This is a genomic window from Stutzerimonas stutzeri, assembly GCF_024448895.1.
Classification (GTDB): domain Bacteria; phylum Pseudomonadota; class Gammaproteobacteria; order Pseudomonadales; family Pseudomonadaceae; genus Stutzerimonas; species Stutzerimonas stutzeri_Q.
On sequence record NZ_JAMOIC010000012.1, the window covers coordinates 21,345 to 40,355 of the forward strand.

Genomic DNA, 19,011 nt, shown 5'->3' on the forward strand with positions numbered 1-19,011 from the left:
CATCGCATGACCAGCTTCGTCACCCAGTGCCCGCATTGCCATACCAGCTTCCGTGTCAGCCGCAATCAGCTCTCCGCGGCTCATGGAGTAGTGCGATGCGGCGCGTGCATGGAGCTGTTCAATGCCGCGCGCCACTTACAGGAGCAGCAACAACATCCGCAGGATGCCCCCGAAACGGATCGAAATGTCGTCGCCACCATCCTCTCGCCACTCAGCGAGCCCCCACATCCACTAGCCCCACCTCCAGCAAAGCCTGCAATCACAGACGATACGCTGTGGATTCATGACGACCTGGATCTGGACAGCCTCGACCTGGACGAGGAGCTCGCCAAGCTTGAGCTTCAGGAGCTAGAGCTGTCCCGAGAACTACTCCAGCTCGAACCTCAACTAGGTGAGCGCCGCCCCCTGAATCGCGCGTCGGACGATGACGAGTTGTGGGCCGAGCAGCTGCTAATAGCCGAGCTGAACGCCCCTGAACGCGAACTGCAACAGGAGAGCAGTGCTGACGACAGTCACGGATTCGAGGCGACGGATATTCATTTCACACCCGTTACGTCCGAACACCCTGCGCCGCCCAGCCCACTGGCGCATCCAGGCGGTGGATTAACGAAGCAAAGAGCGGAGCCCGCCCTTGACGGGGCGATCGAACCTGACGACGATCTGCCCCAACGCGGCCCGGATGATGAAGAGCAGGCTGAGGCCAAAAGCGCAGCAGCCGCCAGTGCACGCAACACGCGTGACGACCCGCTGTTCGAACTCGACGATGAACCCTTGCAGCTCGACTGGGAGGCTCGCCGGCGGCCATGGGGTCGCTGGCTGGGCTGGGGACTCTTGAACCTGATTGCCCTATCGGTTTTAGCCGCCCAGTACGTGGTGTACAACTACGATGAACTGGCACGACAGGACGAATACCGCCCATGGCTCGAACGAGTTTGTCCGGCGGTGGGCTGTGAACTGCCACCAAGGGTGGATATAAGCCAGATCAAGAGCAGCAATCTGGTGGTACGCAGCCATCCGGATTTCTCGGGCGCACTGGTGGTCGATGCGATCATCTACAACCGTGCGCCGTTTGCCCAACCTTTCCCGCTACTCGAAATCCGCTTCGATGACATTCAAGGCCAGCCCTTGGCAAAGCGACTTTTCAAGCCAGGCGAATACCTTTCCGGAGAGCTTGCTGGTCAGCGAGAGATGCCCTCGCAGATACCGATCCACATCGCCCTGGACATCCTCGACCCAGGCACGACAGCCGTTAACTACAGCCTGAGCTTCAGATCGCCCGACTGACCAGTCGTCTGGCTGGAGGTGTTCGGCAGCGTCCCCCGTCGGACAGTTCCAGCGCCATGCTACCGGTGGTTATAAGATCTTGGCTGTTCAGATTTTGTTCAAAACAGCCTTTAACCCGTCATCCGTAGCGGGTATTATGCACACCCTTTTTTGCTGTCCCGATCGACCTAACAAGCAGGCTCCAAGCAGGGAATCTTCATGTCAGCGGTACGTATCGGCCCCTATACCCTATCGAATCGATTGATCCTCGCGCCCATGGCTGGCGTGACCGATCAGCCGTTCCGCCAGCTATGCCGGCGTCTGGGTGCAGGCATGGTGGTATCGGAAATGGTGACCAGCGACGTGCGTCTGTGGAACAGCCGCAAGTCGCGCCTGCGCCTGCTGCACGAAGGTGATCCGGAGCCGCGTTCGGTACAGATTGCTGGTGCCGATCCGCAAATGCTCGCCGAGGCTGCAGTTCGTAATGTCGAGCTAGGGGCACAGATCATTGATATCAATATGGGCTGCCCTGCAAAAAAGGTGTGCAACAAAGCCGCGGGCTCGGCGCTGCTGAGGGACGAAAAGCTGGTCTCCGAAATACTCGAGGCGGTGGTCGGTGCGGTCCAGGTCCCCGTTACGCTGAAGATTCGTACCGGTTGGGACAGACAAAACAAGAACGGACTTACGGTGGCAAAGATCGCCGAGCAATGTGGGATATCGGCGCTTGCCGTTCATGGCCGTACCCGCGCCGACCTTTATACCGGCGAGGCGGAATACGACACCATCGCGTCGATCAAGCAGGCGGTGTCCATTCCGGTGTTCGCCAATGGTGATATCGACACGCCAGTGAAGGCGCGCGAAGTACTGAAGGCTACCGGAGCAGATGGGCTGCTGATCGGGCGAGCGGCGCAGGGACGGCCCTGGATATTCCGCGAGATCAATCATTACCTCGCGACAGGCGAACTGCTTGCGCCGCCGACACTGGCAGAAGTAGAGGGCATCCTGTTGGAACACCTGCACGCCCTTCATGCTTTCTACGGTGATGTGATGGGCGTACGGATCGCAAGAAAGCACGTCAGCTGGTACCTCGCGACACAAACCGGAGCGCGCGAATATCGTGCCCGGTTCAACGGTTTGGAAGACAGGGACGCGCAATGCGCCAGCGTTCGGGCATTTCTGGCCGAACGCCGAACAGGCCCTGACTCAGGGGATGGAAAAGGGGTGGCTGCATGACGCTGTTGAACGAAACACTGTTAACTGGAACAACATCCGTGAGCGACAACGTGAACCTCAAGCAGCACCTCAATACGCCGAGCGAAGCAGGCCAAACCCTGCGCGGCAGTGTAGAGAAGGCACTGCACAACTACTTTGCCCACCTCGAAGGTGCAGATGTCACGGACGTCTACAACCTGGTGCTTTCCGAGGTCGAGGCCCCGCTGCTGGAAACCGTGATGAACTACGTCAAAGGCAACCAGACCAAGGCCTCAGAGTTGTTGGGGCTGAACCGCGGAACCCTGCGCAAGAAACTCAAGCAGTACGATCTTCTCTGAATTAACGGCATGCTCCGATGGAACGGTAGCTAGCCGTTTCGCCTGGGGCCTCCCGCTTGCAGCCTGTAGCTCCTAGGAAATGTTTATGACCGACCAAAGCATCCGCCTTGCCGTCCGCCGCGCATTGATCAGCGTGTCTGACAAAACCGGTGTCGTTGATTTCGCCCGCGAACTCGTTGCGCTCGGCGTCGAGATCCTGTCCACCGGCGGCACCTTCAAGTTGCTGTGCGAGAACGGAATAGCGGCGGTCGAGGTCGCGGATTACACGGGGTTCCCGGAAATGATGGATGGCCGTGTGAAGACGCTGCATCCGAAGATCCACGGCGGCATCCTCGGCCGGCGCGACCTGGATGCAGCGGTCATGGCGGAGCACGGCATCAACCCGATCGATCTGGTCGCCGTTAACCTCTACCCTTTCGCAGCAACCGTAGCCAAATCCGGATGCACATTACCGGACGCAATCGAGAACATCGATATCGGCGGCCCGACCATGGTTCGCAGCGCTGCGAAGAACCACAAAGATGTCACAATTGTGGTCAACGCCGACGACTACGCCACCGTTATCGACAACCTTAAAGACGGCGGCCTGACCTACGCTCAGCGCTTCGATCTGGCACTGAAAGCCTTCGAACACACTGCTTCTTACGACGGCATGATTGCCAATTATCTGGGCACGGTGGATCAAAGCGCCGAAACACTTTCGACCGAGGGCCGCAGCCTGCTGCCGCGTACCTTCACCACGCAATTCGTCAAGGCGCAGGACATGCGCTACGGTGAGAACCCGCATCAGATCGCGGCGTTTTACGTAGAAACGGCCGATGAGGCCTGCATTGCTACCGCCCGCCAGCTGCAAGGCAAGGAACTGTCATTCAACAACGTCGCCGATACCGACGCTGCCCTTGAATGCGTGAAAAGCTTCGTCAAACCCGCCTGTGTAATCGTCAAGCACGCCAATCCATGCGGTGTGGCCGTGGTCCCCGAGAACGAAGGTGGTATCCGCCAGGCCTACGAGCTGGCTTATGCCACCGACAGCGAGTCAGCGTTCGGCGGCATCATCGCGTTCAACCGTGAGCTGGATGGCGTGACTGCCAAGGCTATCGTCGAGCGGCAGTTCGTTGAGGTGATCATCGCCCCAAGCGTGTCAGCCGAAGCCCGCGAAGTGGTCGCCAGCAAAGCAAATGTGCGCCTCTTGGAGTGTGGCCAGTGGCCCGCTGACCGTGCTCCAGGCTGGGACTTCAAGCGCGTCAACGGCGGCTTGCTGGTCCAGAGCCGGGACATTGGCATGATCAGCGAAGCTGACCTCCAAGTAGTGACAAAACGCTCGCCATCCGAACAGGAAATCCATGACCTGATCTTTGCCTGGAAAGTCGCCAAGTTCGTCAAATCGAACGCTATCGTGTACGCAAAGAATCGCCAAACCGTGGGCGTTGGCGCGGGGCAGATGAGCCGTGTTAACTCGGCGCGCATAGCTGCCATCAAGGCAGAGCACGCCGGTCTCCCAGTCCCGGGCGCAGTCATGGCGAGCGACGCCTTCTTCCCTTTCCGTGACGGCATCGATAATGCCGCCAAGGTTGGCATCACGGCGGTAATCCAGCCAGGTGGGTCGATGCGCGATGCGGAAGTGATAGCCGCAGCGGATGAAGCCGGCATAGCCATGGTCTTCACTGGCATGCGCCATTTCAGGCACTGACCCTGGCAGAGATTTGCGCGGCATCGCGCGCCCTTACCATGCTCATTGCCGATAGGCAGCTTCGCCTGGTGAGGGACCGGCGCCTTGCATCCATCTGTCCGGCTGCGACCGCAACCCTAGGGTCGCTCAGATTTCGTAAGGTGAATGACGTTTTGCTCATTCACCCTTGGGGCCACGGGCCCACCTCCTGAAGGAGACAACAATGAAAGTACTGATCATCGGCAGCGGCGGTCGTGAGCACGCCCTGGCCTGGAAGGTCGCGCAGGACCCACGCGTCGAGAAGGTTTATGTCGCTCCCGGCAATGCCGGCACTGCTACCGAAGCGAAATGCGAGAACGTTGCCATTGACGTACTGGCTATCGACCAGCTCGCGGACTTCGCAGAACGTAACGTTCACCTGACTATCGTCGGCCCCGAAGCTCCTTTGGTGAAAGGTGTAGTCGACCTGTTCCGTTCACGCGGACTGGATTGCTTTGGCCCAACGGCGGCCGCGGCGCAGCTGGAGGGCTCCAAGGCGTTTACCAAGGATTTTCTGGCTCGCCACAAGATTCCTACAGCTGACTATCAGAACTTCACCGAGGTCGAGCCAGCGCTGGCCTATCTACAGAACAAAGGCGCGCCCATCGTAATCAAGGCCGACGGCCTGGCAGCGGGCAAAGGCGTGATCGTCGCCATGACGCTGCAGGAAGCCGAAGAGGCCGTACGCGACATGCTCTCCGGCAATGCCTTTGGCGACGCCGGGGCGCGGGTGGTAATTGAAGAGTTTCTGGAGGGCGAAGAAGCTAGCTTTATCGTCATGGTCGACGGTGCCAATGTGCTGCCGATGGCCACCAGCCAGGACCACAAGCGTGTCGGCGACGCCGATTCCGGCCCCAATACAGGCGGCATGGGTGCGTACTCTCCCGCGCCAGTAGTCACGCCTGAGGTACACCAACGGGTCATGGACGAGGTGATCTGGCCGACTGTCAAAGGGATGGCTGCAGAAGGCAACGTCTACACCGGTTTTCTCTATGCCGGTCTGATGATCGACCGCAGCGGCGCCCCCAAGGTGATCGAATTCAATTGCCGTTTCGGCGATCCCGAAACCCAGCCGATCATGCTGCGCCTGCAATCCAGCCTCGTGCTTTTGGTCGAAGCAGCCCTGGCGAAGGCACTCGACAAGATCGAGGCGCAGTGGGATCCACGCCCTAGTCTTGGTGTAGTACTGGCCGCCGGCGGATATCCTGGCGACTATGCCAAAGGCGCCCCCATCCGTGGCCTGGAGGCTGCCGCGCTTCTGGACGGAAAAGTATTCCACGCCGGCACCACGCTGAAGGATGGCGTGGTCACCACATCCGGCGGCCGTGTACTTTGTGCCACGGCGATGGGCGAGACGGTGTTTGCCGCACAACAAAACGCCTACGCGCTGGCAGCTCGTGTCGAGTGGGATGGGCACTTCTATCGTCACGACATCGGCTATCGAGCCATTGCTCGCGAACACGGCGAAGGCTGAAATTCAGCAAATGCGCGCAACCATGGATTCTTGTTGCGCGTACTACCGAGTTACGCGGCGATGGCTATAATCCACCGTCACACAGATGAAGGGACTTCAATCGTGCGTCGACTCTGGGTCGCCATTGCTTTTACCTTCAGTCTATTGATGGCTGCGCTGAACGTATTGACCGCATCCGCCCAGACCGCTGAACCTTCTCCTGAAACATCACCCGAGGCAGCCCAACCGACTGGCCCCAATTGGCGACTGCTCGTCGACCAGTCAGGCCTGTTGACCCTCGACGAAATTGTCGCTCAGAGAAACCTCTTCCAACGAACCGACGAGCGCGCGTTCGCCGCCCCGGCTAGCGACCATGCGGTATGGCTGCAGGTCAGCCTTCCGGCAGCTGCTGATCCAAACTGGCTCTGGATTTTCGCACCGCGCGTGCAATATCTGGATTTCTATCTACTGAATGATGGTCGGCTGGAGCGACACGTAGAAACCGGCGAGCTGAGACCGCTGGAGTCGCGCCCTTTGCCCGCCCGCGCTTACCTGTTCTCAATGCCGAACGACAATGCTCCCCGCGAAGCTTACATTCGGCTGCAATCGTCACACCCGATCATGGCCTGGTTCAATACCGTGGACGAGGTGGGCCTGGTCGAGATGGCTCGGCCGGCTTACCTGTTCGGGGCGCTGTTCGGCGCCTTGGCGCTTTTGACGATCTATAACCTTCTGCGGTTCGCCTATACCTTTAGCTATAGCCATATCTGGCTCGCTGTATTGCACGGCGCTCTGCTGACATGCGCAGTGGCCAACCTGGGGCTACTGGCGGTATGGTCGCCAAAGTTGATATTCAGCCAGCCGCTGATCGCCGATATGGCAGCGCTGCTGACCTGTATCTCGTTGCTTGCCTTCACCTATGGGTTCTTTCATCACCGACGGAAGGCCTGGGTCACTTGGCTGCTCGCCCTGCAGGCAGTCTTCATCAGTGCATTGGCGGCGACGATATTGGCCACCGGTCAGTTCTGGTTTAGCTGGCTGATCTATGCACTGGTATTGGTCACCGCACTCAGCGTTACCGCGGTAGCGATTCACCACTGGCGACAAGGTTACGAACCCGCCCGACTCCTGGTCGCAGGGATGCTGGTATTCGACGGCGGTTTCGCTTTCGTACTGCCGGTTCTGCTGGGCTTCAATCAGTTCAATCCGGACTGGCTCACCGGCATCACCTTCAGCGTTGCCACCTGCTCGGGGCTGATTCTGAGTTTCGCCCTGCTCGAGCGTCAGCGGCAGATTCAAGCTGATAGTCGAAACCAGCACACCGCCGAAGCGGTAAACAGCGCCGAACTCAAAACCAAGGCGGACTTCCTCGCCAAGATCAGCCATGAAATACGCACGCCAATGAATGGCGTACTTGGCATGAGCGAGCTGCTGCTGGGGACCTCCCTGTCCGCCAAGCAGCGCGATTACGTTCAGACCATTCACAGCTCCGGCAACGAACTGCTCAACCTCATCAATGAAATACTCGACATATCCAAGCTGGAGTCAGGCCAGATAGAACTGGATGATGTGCAGTTCGATCTCAACGCCTTGATTGAGGATTGCCTGAGCATCTTCCGCGCCAAGGCCGAACAGCAGAAGGTCGAGCTGATCAGCTTCGTTCAGCCCCAGATGCCACACATCGTCGCTGGTGACCCCACTCGACTGCGCCAGACGTTACTGAATCTGCTCGAGAATGCCTTCAAGCAAACCGATGAGGGCGAAGTGCTGTTGACTGCGGCAGTGGATGATCGCGACGGTCTACCACGCCTGCGTATCACGGTGCAGGATAACGGTCGGCCGCTGGAGAACCAGGAACGCGATGCTCTGCTCAACGCCGCACTGGATAGCCGTGACTTCCTTGCCGCAACCCGGCTTGGCGGTCGCCTTGGCTTGATCATCGCCAGGCAGCTGGTCCACCTGATGGATGGCGAGTTTGGTATTCAAACTGGTGGTATTGCCGGCAATACACTGTGGATCAGCCTGCCGCTGAGCACTGAAGTCACGGAGCAGCCGGGCAGCGATCTGGACGATCAGCTCAAAGGCACTCGGCTGCTGGTGGTGGATGACAACGATACGTGCCGTAAAGTGCTCAGCCAGCAATGCAGCAGCTGGGGCCTGGAAGTCAGCGCCGTAGCCTCGGGCAAGGAGGCGTTGGCGTTACTGCGCACCAAGGCGCACCTGCGCGAATACTTCGATGTGGTATTGCTGGACCAAGACATGCCAGGCATGACGGGTATGCAGCTAGCCAGCAGAATCAAGGAAGATTTCAGCCTGAACCACGACATCCTGCTGATCATGCTAACTGGCATGAGTAGCGCGCCAAGCAAGATCATCGCGCGTAACGCCGGCATCAAACGCATTCTCGCCAAGCCCGTGGCCGGCTACACCCTGAAGACAACGCTGGCAGATGAGCTCGCGCGCCGCACCAGCGCCTTAGAGCAGTCTTCGGCAATTCACGACAGCACCCCCCTATCAGTGCCGGACGACTTCCGTATCCTGGTCGCCGAAGACAACAGCATCTCGACCAAGGTCATCCGCGGCATGCTAAGCAAGCTCAACCTCAAACCGGAAACGGCCAGTAACGGCGAAGAGGCGCTTGCGTTGATCAAGGCATGTCCGTTCGATCTGGTTCTGATGGACTGTGAAATGCCTATCATGGACGGCTTCGAAGCCACAGCTCAATTACGCACCTGGGAAGCATCGGAGAATCGGCGTCGGACGCCAGTAGTGGCACTGACTGCCCATATCCTTAGCGAACACCGTGAGCGTGCTCGGGAAGCTGGGATGGACGGTCACATGGCCAAGCCTGTCGAAATGTCCCAGTTACGCGAACTGGTCGAACACTGGGCACGCGTTCGGGCTGCTGCTGATCGCTAACTCGGCTTAATCGAATTGGCTGAAGGTGTCGGCCTTTCCTCACTGATCACCATCACCTCCCAGTTTAGACCTGCTTTCCCGGCGATTCAGACGTTATCCACGCAAAGTCCACAAGCACGCGGCGGTGACGAAAGAATGCGCGCAAACGACGGACTTCCTGAGCGTTAAGCTCGAGTGCCACACCCCGTATTCACCCATTCCATTGTTGTTACCCTGAATTGCTGATCAACAAACGGCGAGACGGGTACTTTTCGGTCGACAATGAACAAAACGCCCAGTCCGCTGCCGATAAAAGGACCGGCCGAATTATCCGCGACGCATGCATCCCAATTGTCCGAACCTTTGCTTCGAGGCACATGCCGTCGCCAAGGAGCCCACTTAGATGATGAAGAGGAGCGATGTCGCATGGACTTTTGTCGGCATCTTAGCGGTGGTGCTTTCCGGCTATCTGCTTTATCACGAGGTCCGCAATCTTTCGCTTGCCGAGCTCACTGACAGCCTAGAGGCCATTACCCGACGCAATTGGCTGATGGCCGGGTTGGCGACCATGGGGGCCTACGTAGCGCTTGCTTGGTACGATCGTATCGCCCTCGCCCACCTTGGCAAACACATCTCGTGGTGGTTCATCACGCTCTGCTCGTTCACCACCTATGCCCTGGCCCATAACGTAGGCGCATCGGTGTTTTCCGGTGCAGTTGTGCGTTACCGTGCATATCGCAGCAAGGGGCTGACCCCGCACGAGATTGGCGTGCTGATCGTATTCTGCTCGCTGACTTTTTTCCTCGGCACTCTACTGGCGGGTGGCGCCGTACTTATCGCTCGGCCGGATTTGCTGCACCGGCTCGTTGATGTCGATCCCTGGCTGTCGATCGCAATCGGCGCGTCGCTGCTGAGTTTGATCGGGCTATACGTGATCGGCGCCTGGCGGCATTTTTCGCCGATGCAGATAGGCAAATGGCGCATAACCTATCCGCGCCTACCCATCGTGGGCCGTCAGCTGATCGCTGCGCCTCTGGAGCTTGCCTGCGCTGCCGCGATCATCTATTTCGCGCTACCCGAGGCCTCCAACCCTGGTTATCTGGTGGTGCTCGGCGTCTTTCTCGCATCTTTTTCGTTGGCGCTGCTGTCACACGCACCGGGAGGACTCGGCGTCCTTGAGGTGACTTTTCTAGCTGCGCTTCCAGAATTGCCTACTGCAGACGTTCTGGCGGCCCTGATCGTGTTCAGAGGCTTTTATCTGATACTCCCGTTTGCGTTGGCCATCCTCGTCGTGACGGTGTTCGAAGCAGGACAATGGTCTCAGCGTAGAAGTAAAGGCGCAGCTGAGGAGTGACCCAGTCATGCAACGACAACATTGCACTATGGCTATGGATGTCATCTCAGGCGATCATCCGCTCTTCATGAGAAAAGAAATCGAACTACATGACTGATCCCCGCACCAATCAGCCCAGTCCCGGGCAACCCCCTGAGCGTAAACCTCGCCCCCTGATGGACCTGGCGATCAGCATCGTCATCCCGTCAGTGATTCTGATGAAGCTCAGCGGCGAAGATCGCCTGGGGGCGGACGGCGCTTTGTTACTGGCGCTCGCCTTTCCACTGGGCTGGGGCCTGTTCGAGCTGGCGATACACCGTAAATTCAACTGGATTGCTCTGCTTGGCCTGATCAGCGTCCTGCTTACCGGCGGTATTGGCTTGCTGCAACTCGATCCCGAATGGCTGGCGATCAAGGAAGCCGCTATCCCTGGCATCATCGGCATCGCCGTGCTCGCATCCACACGTACGCGCTTTCCGCTGATCCGCACCTTGCTCTACAACCCCAAGGTGCTGAATGTCGACAAGGTTCACGAGCAGCTAGAGCGAAACGGGCAAGTGGCTCACTTCGAGACACGTCTTCTGCGCGCAACCTACTTTCTCAGCGGCACCTTCTTTTTTTCATCATTCATGAATTACGTGCTGGCTAAGTGGATTGTGAATAGTCCAGCTGGCAGCGAGGCGTTCAATGCTGAGCTCGGGCGCATGACCTTGCTCAGCTATCCCATGATCGCGATTCCAAGCATGGTGATGATGATGGCGATCTTCTATTACCTCTGGAAAACCATTCACGGCCTCACTGGCCTGCGTCTGGACGACATCATTGCCAATCACGCATCCGACCGGAAATCCTGAGTAGCGGGTTACGCTGACATCAACACCATCCACGACGGCAGTGTGATAACTGCCAACAGCGTCGAGAGGAACACTGTTGAGCTGACTGCGCGGGTATCGTCCTGATTGATCACGAATGCCAGCACATTGACCCCGCTCGGACAGGCCGCCAGCAAGACGAGAACGCTCCTTGCCTCGTGGCCAATTCCCGGCAACTGCCCACTGACGTACCACACAAGTAGTGGGAACACGCCCAATTTCACGGCGGTCAAGCTCAATGCCGCCGCACTGGGCCGCAGCCGGTACCGTGAGAGGCTGATGCCCAGCACAATCAGTGCGCAAGGCAATGCAGCCTCTGCTAACCAGTCTGCAATGCGCCAGATTGGCTGCGGCAGGTTCAGACCTGACACGTTCAGAAGTGCGCCGAGCGCGAGCCCCACGATGAGCGGATTAGCCAGATTCTTCAGCAGTGCCGTGCCGCTAACTTTCTGTCCCGAGCCAAACGCGCTGTAGAAGCTTTGTAGTGAAAACAGAATCAAGCTGTGAAATACAAGGATTGCAAAGACATACACCAGACTACCGGCGCCGAGCAGCGTGGTGACTAGCGGAATGCCCACCAGCACATTATTGGAGTACGCCGCAGTAAGGCCAAGTGGCGACGCACGCTCCTGCAACCGATGTGCAACCAGCGACACTAAACCGAAAACGGTAAGAACGGGCCCGAAGTAAGCCAGCAGCAGCATGGGCGACATCCCATCGCTAAGCTGTGCCCGAGCGATGCCGGCGAAGAGGACCGCCGGCATGAACAACTTGAAGGTGATATTGGCGAGACCCGCCGCCGCTTCGCCAGCAAGCCAACCACGCCGACCCAGCAGGTAGCCGAGGACGATCAGGCCGAAGATAGGCAGAATTGCCTGAAACACAACCACACGGGTTCTCCAGCAACACGGGGGACGTCATGTCACCCGGCAAAAAGGCCGCCAAGAATACCCGAGTCTCAAGTCTCACCGCACGCGAGGTCGAGCTAACCTCTATCCAGATTAGGCCTGGGAATGGGTCGCTAGATTACCGACAGCTACCGCAGAGGCTGCCAGCTCATCAAGTACAACCGAGAGCTCCTCGTGCCAATCCAGTGTGTCTATGCCAAAAGTCGTTTCGAACTTGCTGCAATCGAGCACTGACCAGGCCGGCCTGCGGGCAGGCGTGGGGTACTGAGCAGTAGTAATAGGTGAAACCTGTGGCTGCTTCGCAAGCATGCCCTTGACTTCAGCCTGACGAAACACCTCTACCGCGAAATCGAACCAGGTGCAGGGGGATCGCCCGGTATAGTGATAAAGCCCCCATGCAAGCGCGCCTTGTTGCTCATAGCGTTGCGCCAGCTGTAACAAGACATCCGCGATGCTGCCAGCGTGGGTGGGGCAGCCGAACTGATCAGCCACGACGGAGAGGGAGTCACGCTGGGCGCCCAGACGCAACATGGTTTTGACGAAGTTGTGACCATGCGTGCCGTATACCCAGCTAGTGCGCAGAATCAGGTGCTGATCCATTACACGTTGAATTGCCGCCTCACCAGCCAACTTGCTCGCACCATAAGCGCCAGTCGGCGCGACTTCATCCGACTCGCTGTAAGGGGTTCGCGCCTCACCGGAGAATACGTAGTCGGTTGAAATGTGCAGTAAGGGAATAGAGGCCTGCTGGGCGGCTTCCGCCAGGCTGGCGGCGCCATCACGGTTGACGGCGTAGGCCTCAGCACCATGAGTTTCGGCGTTATCGACATGGGTATAGGCAGCGGCATTTATGATCACTCCAGGCTTTACCTGGTTAACCAGATCCGCCACCTGTCCCGCATCGGTTATGTCCAGTTGATCACGAGTCATGCCAAGCGCTTCGACGCCGTACTGTTTCGCACGGCCTACCAACTCGTGGCCGACCTGGCCACCGGCTCCGCATACAAGGATTCGCATCTGGTTAACGCCTCTTTCAAAGCTCGCCGTTACCGGCAAGCGGGGTTTGTAACTGAGTCGATACACGCTGCTTGGGTCAGAGAGACCGAGATAGCGCGGTCCGTGCTTCGTTCAGGCCAGCATAATCGTAATTTGTTCCGCTAACTTCATGCGAGCTGAGAATTATTGTCGTTTTATACAACATTACACAGTCGCAAAAGCGATATTGATGATGCACAAGGTACTTGAGAGGGATAGGCCCCCTCAGAGTGCCGGTTTTTTATCACTGGTGAAACTCCCAGCCTGCACTGAAGCCCAATCTAGAAACGCATGTTGCCCGAGCTTTGTTAAAGCTTCGTTCTATCTTCTTCAACATGAGGAAAGACCATGCCCAGAGGTGACAAATCTACATATACCGACAAACAGCAACGTAAAGCCGAACACATCGAACAAAGTTACCAAGAGCGCGGTGTCAGCAGATGAGGCCGAAGCGCGAGCTTGGGCTACGGTGAATAAGCAAACGGGCGGTGGCGAGCGCAGAGGTGGCTCCGGTCGCACGAAGAATGAAACAGCCAAACGCGCCGACCGAAAGGATTCAGCGCACCGCGCGGCGCAGGCACGCTCTGGCGAGTCTCCCAACAACGGATCGGCTCGCAGCAGCCGTTCAGGCAGCAGCTCCTTGAGCGAACTCACAAGAGCTGAGCTGATACAGAAGGCCCGCGAGCGCGACGTACGCGGTCGCTAGACAATGCGCAAAAACGAGCTGATAAAGGCTCTGAGCTGAGACGGAGGACGACATGCACAACAACGAGCCCGACCCCCGGGATGATGGAACACCAAGCCCCACGCCAGAACCCGAGCGCAGAGAGCCTGGCAGCAAAGTCCCCATCGAAGAGCCCAACGCGCCGGACCGCTCCGAAGAGCAGCGGCCACGCTGAACTTTGAGCGCCTTCACCACCGCCGCTGCCCATGGAGAAGCCCGCAGGTGAAACGGCTATATCGCTGACAACAGGAGACCGTGATGAGCTACGTACAACTTAGTGACAAAAAGACTTTGCGTGAGCGTGCCCGCCAACATGTCGAAAACGGCGCGGTAACAGAGAGCTATTCCGCCGACCGCGAGACGGTTATCAACCTTCTCAACGAGGCACTGGCAACCGAACTCGTGTGTTACCTGCGCTACAAGCGCCACTACTATATGGCGACTGGCCTGAAGTCGAGCGTTGCCGCGGAGGAATTTCTGGAGCACGCAAATGAGGAACAGGAACATGCTGATCGGCTAGCGGAGCGCATCGTTCAACTTGGCGGTGCCCCTGATTTCAATCCCGACAGCCTAACCGAGCGCGCCCATGCGCAATATGCAGAGGGTAACGGCCTTTGCGATATGGTGTTCGAAAACCTGGTAGCAGAGCGGATTGCGATAGACAGCTACCGCGAGATCGTCCAGTACATTGGCGATAAAGACCCGACCACACGACGAATCTTCGAAGACATTCTCGCTCAGGAAGAAGAGCATGCCGACGACATGGCCGGATTGCTGGACGGCATGAATTAACACCCTGCGCCGCTTGCACTGAGCCAGCCTTGGCTTTTTTGTGATGCAAAAAAAAGGCCACCCGAGGGTGGCCTAAAATAGGAAAGAGAGTGCTACTCAGCCGGCTGCTGCCGGACGCATGTAGGAGATCGGTGCGGTCTGGGAATCATCGAACGTTACAACTTCCCACGCATCCTTTTGATCCATCAAGGTGCGCAACAAGCGATTGTTCAGTGCATGTCCTGATTTAAAGCCGCGGAATTCGCCGATCAAGCTGGTGCCCAGCAAGTAAAGATCACCAATCGCATCGAGAATCTTGTGCTTCACGAACTCGTCCTCATACCGCAGGCCGTCCTCATTGAGCACATGGTCCTCATCGACAACGATCGCGTTTTCGACACTACCGCCCAAGGCCAGATTGTGCGAACGGAGAAATTCGATATCGCGCATGAACCCAAAGGTACGTGCGCGGCTGACTTCCTTGACGAAAGAAGTGCTCGAAAAATCCACGCTGGCAGTCTGAGTGCGGCCCCGGAAAACCGGGTGATCAAAATCGATCTCGAAGCTCACCTTGAAGCCTTCGAAAGGCAGGAAAGTGGCCCGCTTATCCCCATCCTCGACTGAGACTTCACGGATGATGCGGATAAACTTCTTGGGGGCATCCTGCTCCTGCAGCCCGGCTGATTGAATCAGGAATACGAAGGGGCCAGCGCTACCGTCCATGATTGGCACTTCCGAGGCAGAAAGCTCGACATAGGCATTGTCGATGCCAAGCCCGGCCATTGCCGAAAGCAAATGCTCCACCGTGTCGACTTTTACATCACCACTGATGAGCGTAGTCGACATGGTTGTCTCGCCGACGTTCTCCGCCCGCGCCGCGATATGTACGGGCGGGTTGAGATCGGTGCGACAGAACACTATTCCTGTATCCACGGGCGCCGGCTTCAGGGTCAGGTAGACCTTCTCCCCCGAGTGCAGGCCGACGCCGGTGGCGCGAATGATGTTCTTCAAGGTGCGTTGTCTAATCATGGCTTGGTTTCGCTATTGCGCTGTTGCGAATGGTTTCCAACAAAGGTGGCGATCATAGCAGAACCCCACTTTGCTGAATACCAATCACCCCAATCATCCTGATACATCCAATCAATCAGCCTGACGACGCAGGAAGGCTGGGATATCCAGATAATCCAGGTCCTCCTGAGGATTCATCTTGGCCGCGGTTGCAGCCGCATGAGCCTGATTGCGCATAACCGTTGGGCGATCCAGATCGCGATAGTTCACGGCAGCCTGGTCCTGACGAGGAGCTGGAGCTGCCTGGGAAGCTACAGCAGAGGTCTGCAGGGTATTGTCGACGACCTTGACGGGTTTCTCATGACGAGGACCGAGGCCAGTGGCAACGACGGTGACATGCAGCTCGTCAAGCATGTCCGGATCGATGACAGCGCCAACCTTGACGGTAGCTTCGTCCGAAGCGAAGGCCTCGATGATCTCGCCCACAGCGGCGTATTCGCCGAGTGAAAGATCCAGACCAGCCGTGATGTTGACGAGGATTCCGCGCGCACCCTGCAGGTTGACGTCTTCCAGCAGCGGATTGCGAATAGCGGCCTCTGTGGCCTCGCGCGCCCGATTTGGTCCGGTCGCACACCCAGTACCCATCATGGCCATGCCCATCTCGCCCATGACAGTCTTAACGTCAGCGAAGTCGACGTTCATCAGGCCTGGACGCTGCATGATGTCGGAGATACCACGCACAGCGCCGGTCAGCACGTCATCCGCCTTGGCGAATGCAGCCAGCAGGCTGGCGTCCTTGCCGAGGATGGTCAGCAACTTTTCGTTAGGAATGGTGATCAGCGAGTCGACGCACTCGGACAACTGACGGATGCCTTCGTCAGCGACCTGCATGCGGCGGCGACCTTCAAACGGGAACGGGCGAGTCACGACTGCAACCGTGAGGATTCCCATTTCCTTGGCAACCGAGGCAATAACTGGAGCTGCGCCGGTGCCCGTACCGCCACCCATGCCAGTGGTGATGAACACCATGTCAGCGCCCTGGAGCACTTCAGCGATGCGCTCACGATCGTCCATGGCAGCCTGACGGCCAATGTCGGGATTGGTGCCTGCACCCAGGCCCTTGGTGATAGCGGAACCCAACTGCAGTACGGTCCGCGCTTCGATTTTCTTCAGCGCTTGGGCATCGGTGTTGGCGCAGATGAACTCCACACCTTCAACGTTGTTGCGCACCATGTGATTGACAGCGTTACCGCCGCCTCCGCCTACGCCAATGACCTTAATCACTGCATTTTGCGGGGTATGATCTACGAGTTCGAACATTTCCCTCTCTCCTTCCAGCTTTCTAGTTTTAGTTACTGCCGCACTGCTTAAAAGTTGCCCTGGATCCAGCTCTTGAGCCGGTCCACGACAGACGTCTTGGGTTCTTCGGCGAAATTGCCGAGACCGGACATGGATGTCCCATCGGTCTGCTTGCGCATCCCGTACAACAACAGGCCCACACCCGTGGAATAGATAGGATTGCGGACCACGTCCGCGAGTCCATTTACGCTGTGCGGTACGCCCAGGCGCACCGGCATATGAAAGATTTCTTCGGCCAGCTCGACGGCACCTTCCATCTTCGCCGTACCGCCGGTAAGGACGATTCCTGCGGGAACCAAATCCTCGTAGCCGCTGCGACGCAGCTCCGCCTGGATCAGTGTAAAGAGCTCGTCATACCGGGGCTCCACGACTTCGGCCAGTGCCTGCCGTGAGAGTTCCCGCGGCGGACGATCTCCGACGCTCGGTACCTTGATGGTCTCCCCCGGCCCCGCCAGCTTCGCCAGCGCGCAGGCGTAACGAATCTTTATTTCCTCGGCGTACTGCGTTGGTGTGCGCAGCGCCATGGCGATGTCATTAGTGACTTGGTCACCGGCGATAGGGATGACCGCCGTGTGGCGTATAGCACCTTCGGTAAAGATGCAGATGTCTGTCGTGCCGCCCCCGATGTCCACCAGGCAAACGCCCAGCTCCTTCTCGTCATCTGTCAGCACCGCATGGGCCGAAGCGAGCTGCTCGAGAATGATGTCGTCGACCTCGAGGCCGCAGCGGCGTACGCATTTCTCGATGTTCTGCGCGGCGTTGACTGCGCAGGTGACAACATGGACCTTGGCCTCAAGCCGGACCCCGGACATGCCAAGGGGCTCGCGAACGCCTTCCTGATTGTCGATGACGTAGTCTTGCGGAAGCGTATGCAACACGCGCTGATCGGCGGGGATCGCTACGGCCTGGGCGGCATCGAGCACGCGCTCAAGGTCCGCTGTGCTCACTTCCCGATCGCGGATGGCAACAATCCCATGCGAATTAAGGCTGCGGATATGGTTGCCTGCCAAACCGACGAACGCCGAGTGGATGCGGCAGCCGGCCATCAGCTGGGCTTCCTCGACAGCTCGCTGAATCGACTGAACGGTGGATTCGATATTGACCACCACCCCTTTTTTCAGTCCGCGAGACGGATGGGTACCGATACCGACGATCTCAAGTTCGCCATCAGCCGTTACCTCTCCTACCAGCGCCACCACCTTGGAGGTTCCAATATCGAGACCGACGATCATCTTGCCGCTTTGCACGCTAGGCATCTGTTTCATTCCTCAATTCTTCGCAACGACGGGTTCTTCCGCCGTGGTCGGGGCCGGCTCATGCCAAGCAACGGACAAACCGTTGGCATAGCGAAGGTCGATCCGCGCAATTCTGTCGCTTTCCTGCGCCAGCTCTTGCTGGTAGATGGCAGTGAAGCGCCGCATTTTTTCGATTATCTGGTCTCTTCCCAGAAGCAACTCGACGCCTTGCTTGGTCGTCAAAAACCAGCTGCCCCTTTCCCGCAACTCCAGACGGGCAATGGAAAAACCAAGCGGCCGCAGCATCTGGCTGAGCATCTGGTACTGCTGCATCACCCGCTGCTGGGCCCGCTTCGGACCATATAACTGGGGCAGGTGTTCATAACGAGTCAGATCTTCGGGCGCAAAGGCCTGTCCGTTGTTGTTCAGCAGTGATTCGTCGCCCCAACGCGCTATGGGCAGCTGCTCATCAAGCCGGACCATGACTTCGTCAGGCCAGATTCGACGAGCTTCTACATGTGCAATCCATGGCATCTGCTCAAGGTCGTGACGCAAGGCGTCCAGATCAACTTTGAAGAAGCTGGCTTCGACGAATGGCGCCATCCGGGCCTGAACGTCCTGCTGATCGACGTACGTCAGATCGCCACGAACGCTGACTTTCGTGATTGGACGATCAGCATAGGGCGCCAGGTGATCACCCAGCTCGTAAAGCCCGACTGCCAACGCCACCAACATCACCGGCCAGAGAGCACGCTTAAGCGAACTCAGGCTGGGCCGAGGCAAGCGGGCCGAAAGCGGCTCGCGTTGCACCAGGCGACTCGCACCACGCTGTACGGGTTTGCGCGAAGTACGGCCGGTGCCCGGTTGAGTGTGACGAAGCGTAGTGATCATGGC

General features: G+C 58.2%; 16 protein-coding genes and 1 pseudogene. 11 read left to right on the forward strand and 6 right to left on the reverse strand.

Going from position 1 to position 19,011, the window contains the following annotated elements; translation table 11 throughout:
* Window positions 1-6: 6 nt before the first annotated feature.
* The 8 genes from NA619_RS15005 (at window position 7) to NA619_RS15040 (ending at window position 11,059) form a co-directional block, all read left to right on the forward strand.
* Window positions 7-1,284 (forward strand): DUF3426 domain-containing protein, encoded by a 1,278-nt coding sequence (locus NA619_RS15005; protein WP_255962649.1) that lies wholly within the window; start codon window positions 7-9, stop codon window positions 1,282-1,284.
* Between the two features lie 198 nt (window positions 1,285-1,482).
* Entirely contained in the window at window positions 1,483-2,496 is a 1,014-nt protein-coding gene (gene dusB, locus NA619_RS15010) for a tRNA dihydrouridine synthase DusB (RefSeq protein WP_255962650.1), read from the forward strand.
* On the forward strand, window positions 2,493-2,813 hold the full coding sequence (fis, locus tag NA619_RS15015; protein WP_021208373.1) for a DNA-binding transcriptional regulator Fis: 321 nt from the start codon (window positions 2,493-2,495) through the stop codon (window positions 2,811-2,813). The genes dusB and fis overlap by 4 nt, the downstream gene beginning before the upstream one ends.
* 85 nt (window positions 2,814-2,898) lie before the next feature.
* Window positions 2,899-4,503: a bifunctional phosphoribosylaminoimidazolecarboxamide formyltransferase/IMP cyclohydrolase gene (gene purH / locus NA619_RS15020; protein ID WP_255962651.1), complete on the forward strand. Its 1,605-nt coding sequence runs from the start codon at window positions 2,899-2,901 to the stop codon at window positions 4,501-4,503.
* Between the two features lie 202 nt (window positions 4,504-4,705).
* On the forward strand, window positions 4,706-5,995 hold the full coding sequence (gene purD, locus NA619_RS15025) for a phosphoribosylamine--glycine ligase (RefSeq protein ID WP_255962652.1): 1,290 nt from the start codon (window positions 4,706-4,708) through the stop codon (window positions 5,993-5,995).
* 102 nt (window positions 5,996-6,097) lie between these two features.
* The gene (locus NA619_RS15030; RefSeq protein ID WP_255962653.1) at window positions 6,098-8,893 is read left to right on the forward strand and encodes a response regulator; all 2,796 of its coding nucleotides are present in this window, start codon (window positions 6,098-6,100) and stop codon (window positions 8,891-8,893) included.
* 382 nt (window positions 8,894-9,275) lie between these two features.
* Complete coding sequence (locus NA619_RS15035; RefSeq protein ID WP_255962654.1) at window positions 9,276-10,226, forward strand: lysylphosphatidylglycerol synthase transmembrane domain-containing protein; 951 nt, start codon at window positions 9,276-9,278, stop codon at window positions 10,224-10,226.
* A gap of 89 nt (window positions 10,227-10,315) precedes the next feature.
* Window positions 10,316-11,059: a VC0807 family protein gene (locus tag NA619_RS15040; protein ID WP_255962655.1), complete on the forward strand. Its 744-nt coding sequence runs from the start codon at window positions 10,316-10,318 to the stop codon at window positions 11,057-11,059.
* An 8-nt stretch (window positions 11,060-11,067) separates the two neighbouring features.
* Here NA619_RS15040 and NA619_RS15045 read toward each other — a convergent pair whose 3' ends face one another.
* Together NA619_RS15045 and rfbD are read right to left on the reverse strand one after the other, a co-directional pair.
* Window positions 11,068-11,967, reverse strand: a complete 900-nt coding sequence (locus NA619_RS15045; protein WP_255962656.1) for an AEC family transporter — start codon at window positions 11,965-11,967, stop codon at window positions 11,068-11,070.
* A gap of 111 nt (window positions 11,968-12,078) precedes the next feature.
* Window positions 12,079-13,002, reverse strand: coding sequence for a dTDP-4-dehydrorhamnose reductase (rfbD, locus tag NA619_RS15050; protein ID WP_255962657.1), 924 nt, complete (start codon window positions 13,000-13,002; stop codon window positions 12,079-12,081).
* Between the two features lie 366 nt (window positions 13,003-13,368).
* Here rfbD and NA619_RS15055 point away from each other — a divergent pair.
* From NA619_RS15055 to NA619_RS15065, 3 genes and pseudogenes are all read left to right on the forward strand, one after another.
* Window positions 13,369-13,726: pseudogene (locus NA619_RS15055) on the forward strand (termination factor Rho).
* 52 nt (window positions 13,727-13,778) lie between these two features.
* A complete protein-coding gene (locus NA619_RS15060) occupies window positions 13,779-13,919 on the forward strand; it encodes a hypothetical protein (protein ID WP_255962658.1) in 141 nt (46 codons plus the stop codon).
* Window positions 13,920-14,002: 83 nt separating this feature from the next.
* Window positions 14,003-14,536 (forward strand): ferritin-like domain-containing protein, encoded by a 534-nt coding sequence (locus NA619_RS15065; protein WP_255962659.1) that lies wholly within the window; start codon window positions 14,003-14,005, stop codon window positions 14,534-14,536.
* A gap of 96 nt (window positions 14,537-14,632) precedes the next feature.
* On the opposite strand, the gene lpxC is transcribed toward NA619_RS15065, so the two are convergent.
* From lpxC to NA619_RS15085, 4 genes are all read right to left on the reverse strand, one after another.
* On the reverse strand, window positions 14,633-15,544 hold the full coding sequence (gene lpxC, locus NA619_RS15070; protein ID WP_255962660.1) for a UDP-3-O-acyl-N-acetylglucosamine deacetylase: 912 nt from the start codon (window positions 15,542-15,544) through the stop codon (window positions 14,633-14,635).
* A gap of 111 nt (window positions 15,545-15,655) precedes the next feature.
* Entirely contained in the window at window positions 15,656-16,843 is a 1,188-nt protein-coding gene (gene ftsZ, locus NA619_RS15075) for a cell division protein FtsZ (RefSeq protein WP_255962661.1), read from the reverse strand.
* Between the two features lie 47 nt (window positions 16,844-16,890).
* Entirely contained in the window at window positions 16,891-18,138 is a 1,248-nt protein-coding gene (ftsA, locus tag NA619_RS15080; protein ID WP_255962662.1) for a cell division protein FtsA, read from the reverse strand.
* Window positions 18,139-18,150: 12 nt separating this feature from the next.
* Window positions 18,151-19,008 (reverse strand): cell division protein FtsQ/DivIB, encoded by an 858-nt coding sequence (locus NA619_RS15085; RefSeq protein WP_255962663.1) that lies wholly within the window; start codon window positions 19,006-19,008, stop codon window positions 18,151-18,153.
* Window positions 19,009-19,011: the final 3 nt, after the last annotated feature.

Bases quoted from the DNA above. Each gene is read 5' to 3' on its own strand.
- NA619_RS15005 (WP_255962649.1), top strand. From the start codon at position 7: ATGACCAGCTTCGTCACCCAGTGCCCGCATTGCCATACCAGCTTCCGT.
- dusB (WP_255962650.1), top strand. From the start codon at position 1,483: ATGTCAGCGGTACGTATCGGCCCCTATACCCTATCGAATCGATTGATC.
- fis (WP_021208373.1), top strand. From the start codon at position 2,493: ATGACGCTGTTGAACGAAACACTGTTAACTGGAACAACATCCGTGAGC.
- purH (WP_255962651.1), top strand. From the start codon at position 2,899: ATGACCGACCAAAGCATCCGCCTTGCCGTCCGCCGCGCATTGATCAGC.
- purD (WP_255962652.1), top strand. From the start codon at position 4,706: ATGAAAGTACTGATCATCGGCAGCGGCGGTCGTGAGCACGCCCTGGCC.
- NA619_RS15035 (WP_255962654.1), top strand. From the start codon at position 9,276: ATGATGAAGAGGAGCGATGTCGCATGGACTTTTGTCGGCATCTTAGCG.
- NA619_RS15040 (WP_255962655.1), top strand. From the start codon at position 10,316: ATGACTGATCCCCGCACCAATCAGCCCAGTCCCGGGCAACCCCCTGAG.
- rfbD (WP_255962657.1), bottom strand. From the start codon at position 13,002: ATGCGAATCCTTGTATGCGGAGCCGGTGGCCAGGTCGGCCACGAGTTG.
- NA619_RS15060 (WP_255962658.1), top strand. From the start codon at position 13,779: ATGCACAACAACGAGCCCGACCCCCGGGATGATGGAACACCAAGCCCC.
- NA619_RS15065 (WP_255962659.1), top strand. From the start codon at position 14,003: ATGAGCTACGTACAACTTAGTGACAAAAAGACTTTGCGTGAGCGTGCC.
- lpxC (WP_255962660.1), bottom strand. From the start codon at position 15,544: ATGATTAGACAACGCACCTTGAAGAACATCATTCGCGCCACCGGCGTC.
- ftsZ (WP_255962661.1), bottom strand. From the start codon at position 16,843: ATGTTCGAACTCGTAGATCATACCCCGCAAAATGCAGTGATTAAGGTC.
- ftsA (WP_255962662.1), bottom strand. From the start codon at position 18,138: ATGCCTAGCGTGCAAAGCGGCAAGATGATCGTCGGTCTCGATATTGGA.
- NA619_RS15085 (WP_255962663.1), bottom strand. From the start codon at position 19,008: ATGATCACTACGCTTCGTCACACTCAACCGGGCACCGGCCGTACTTCG.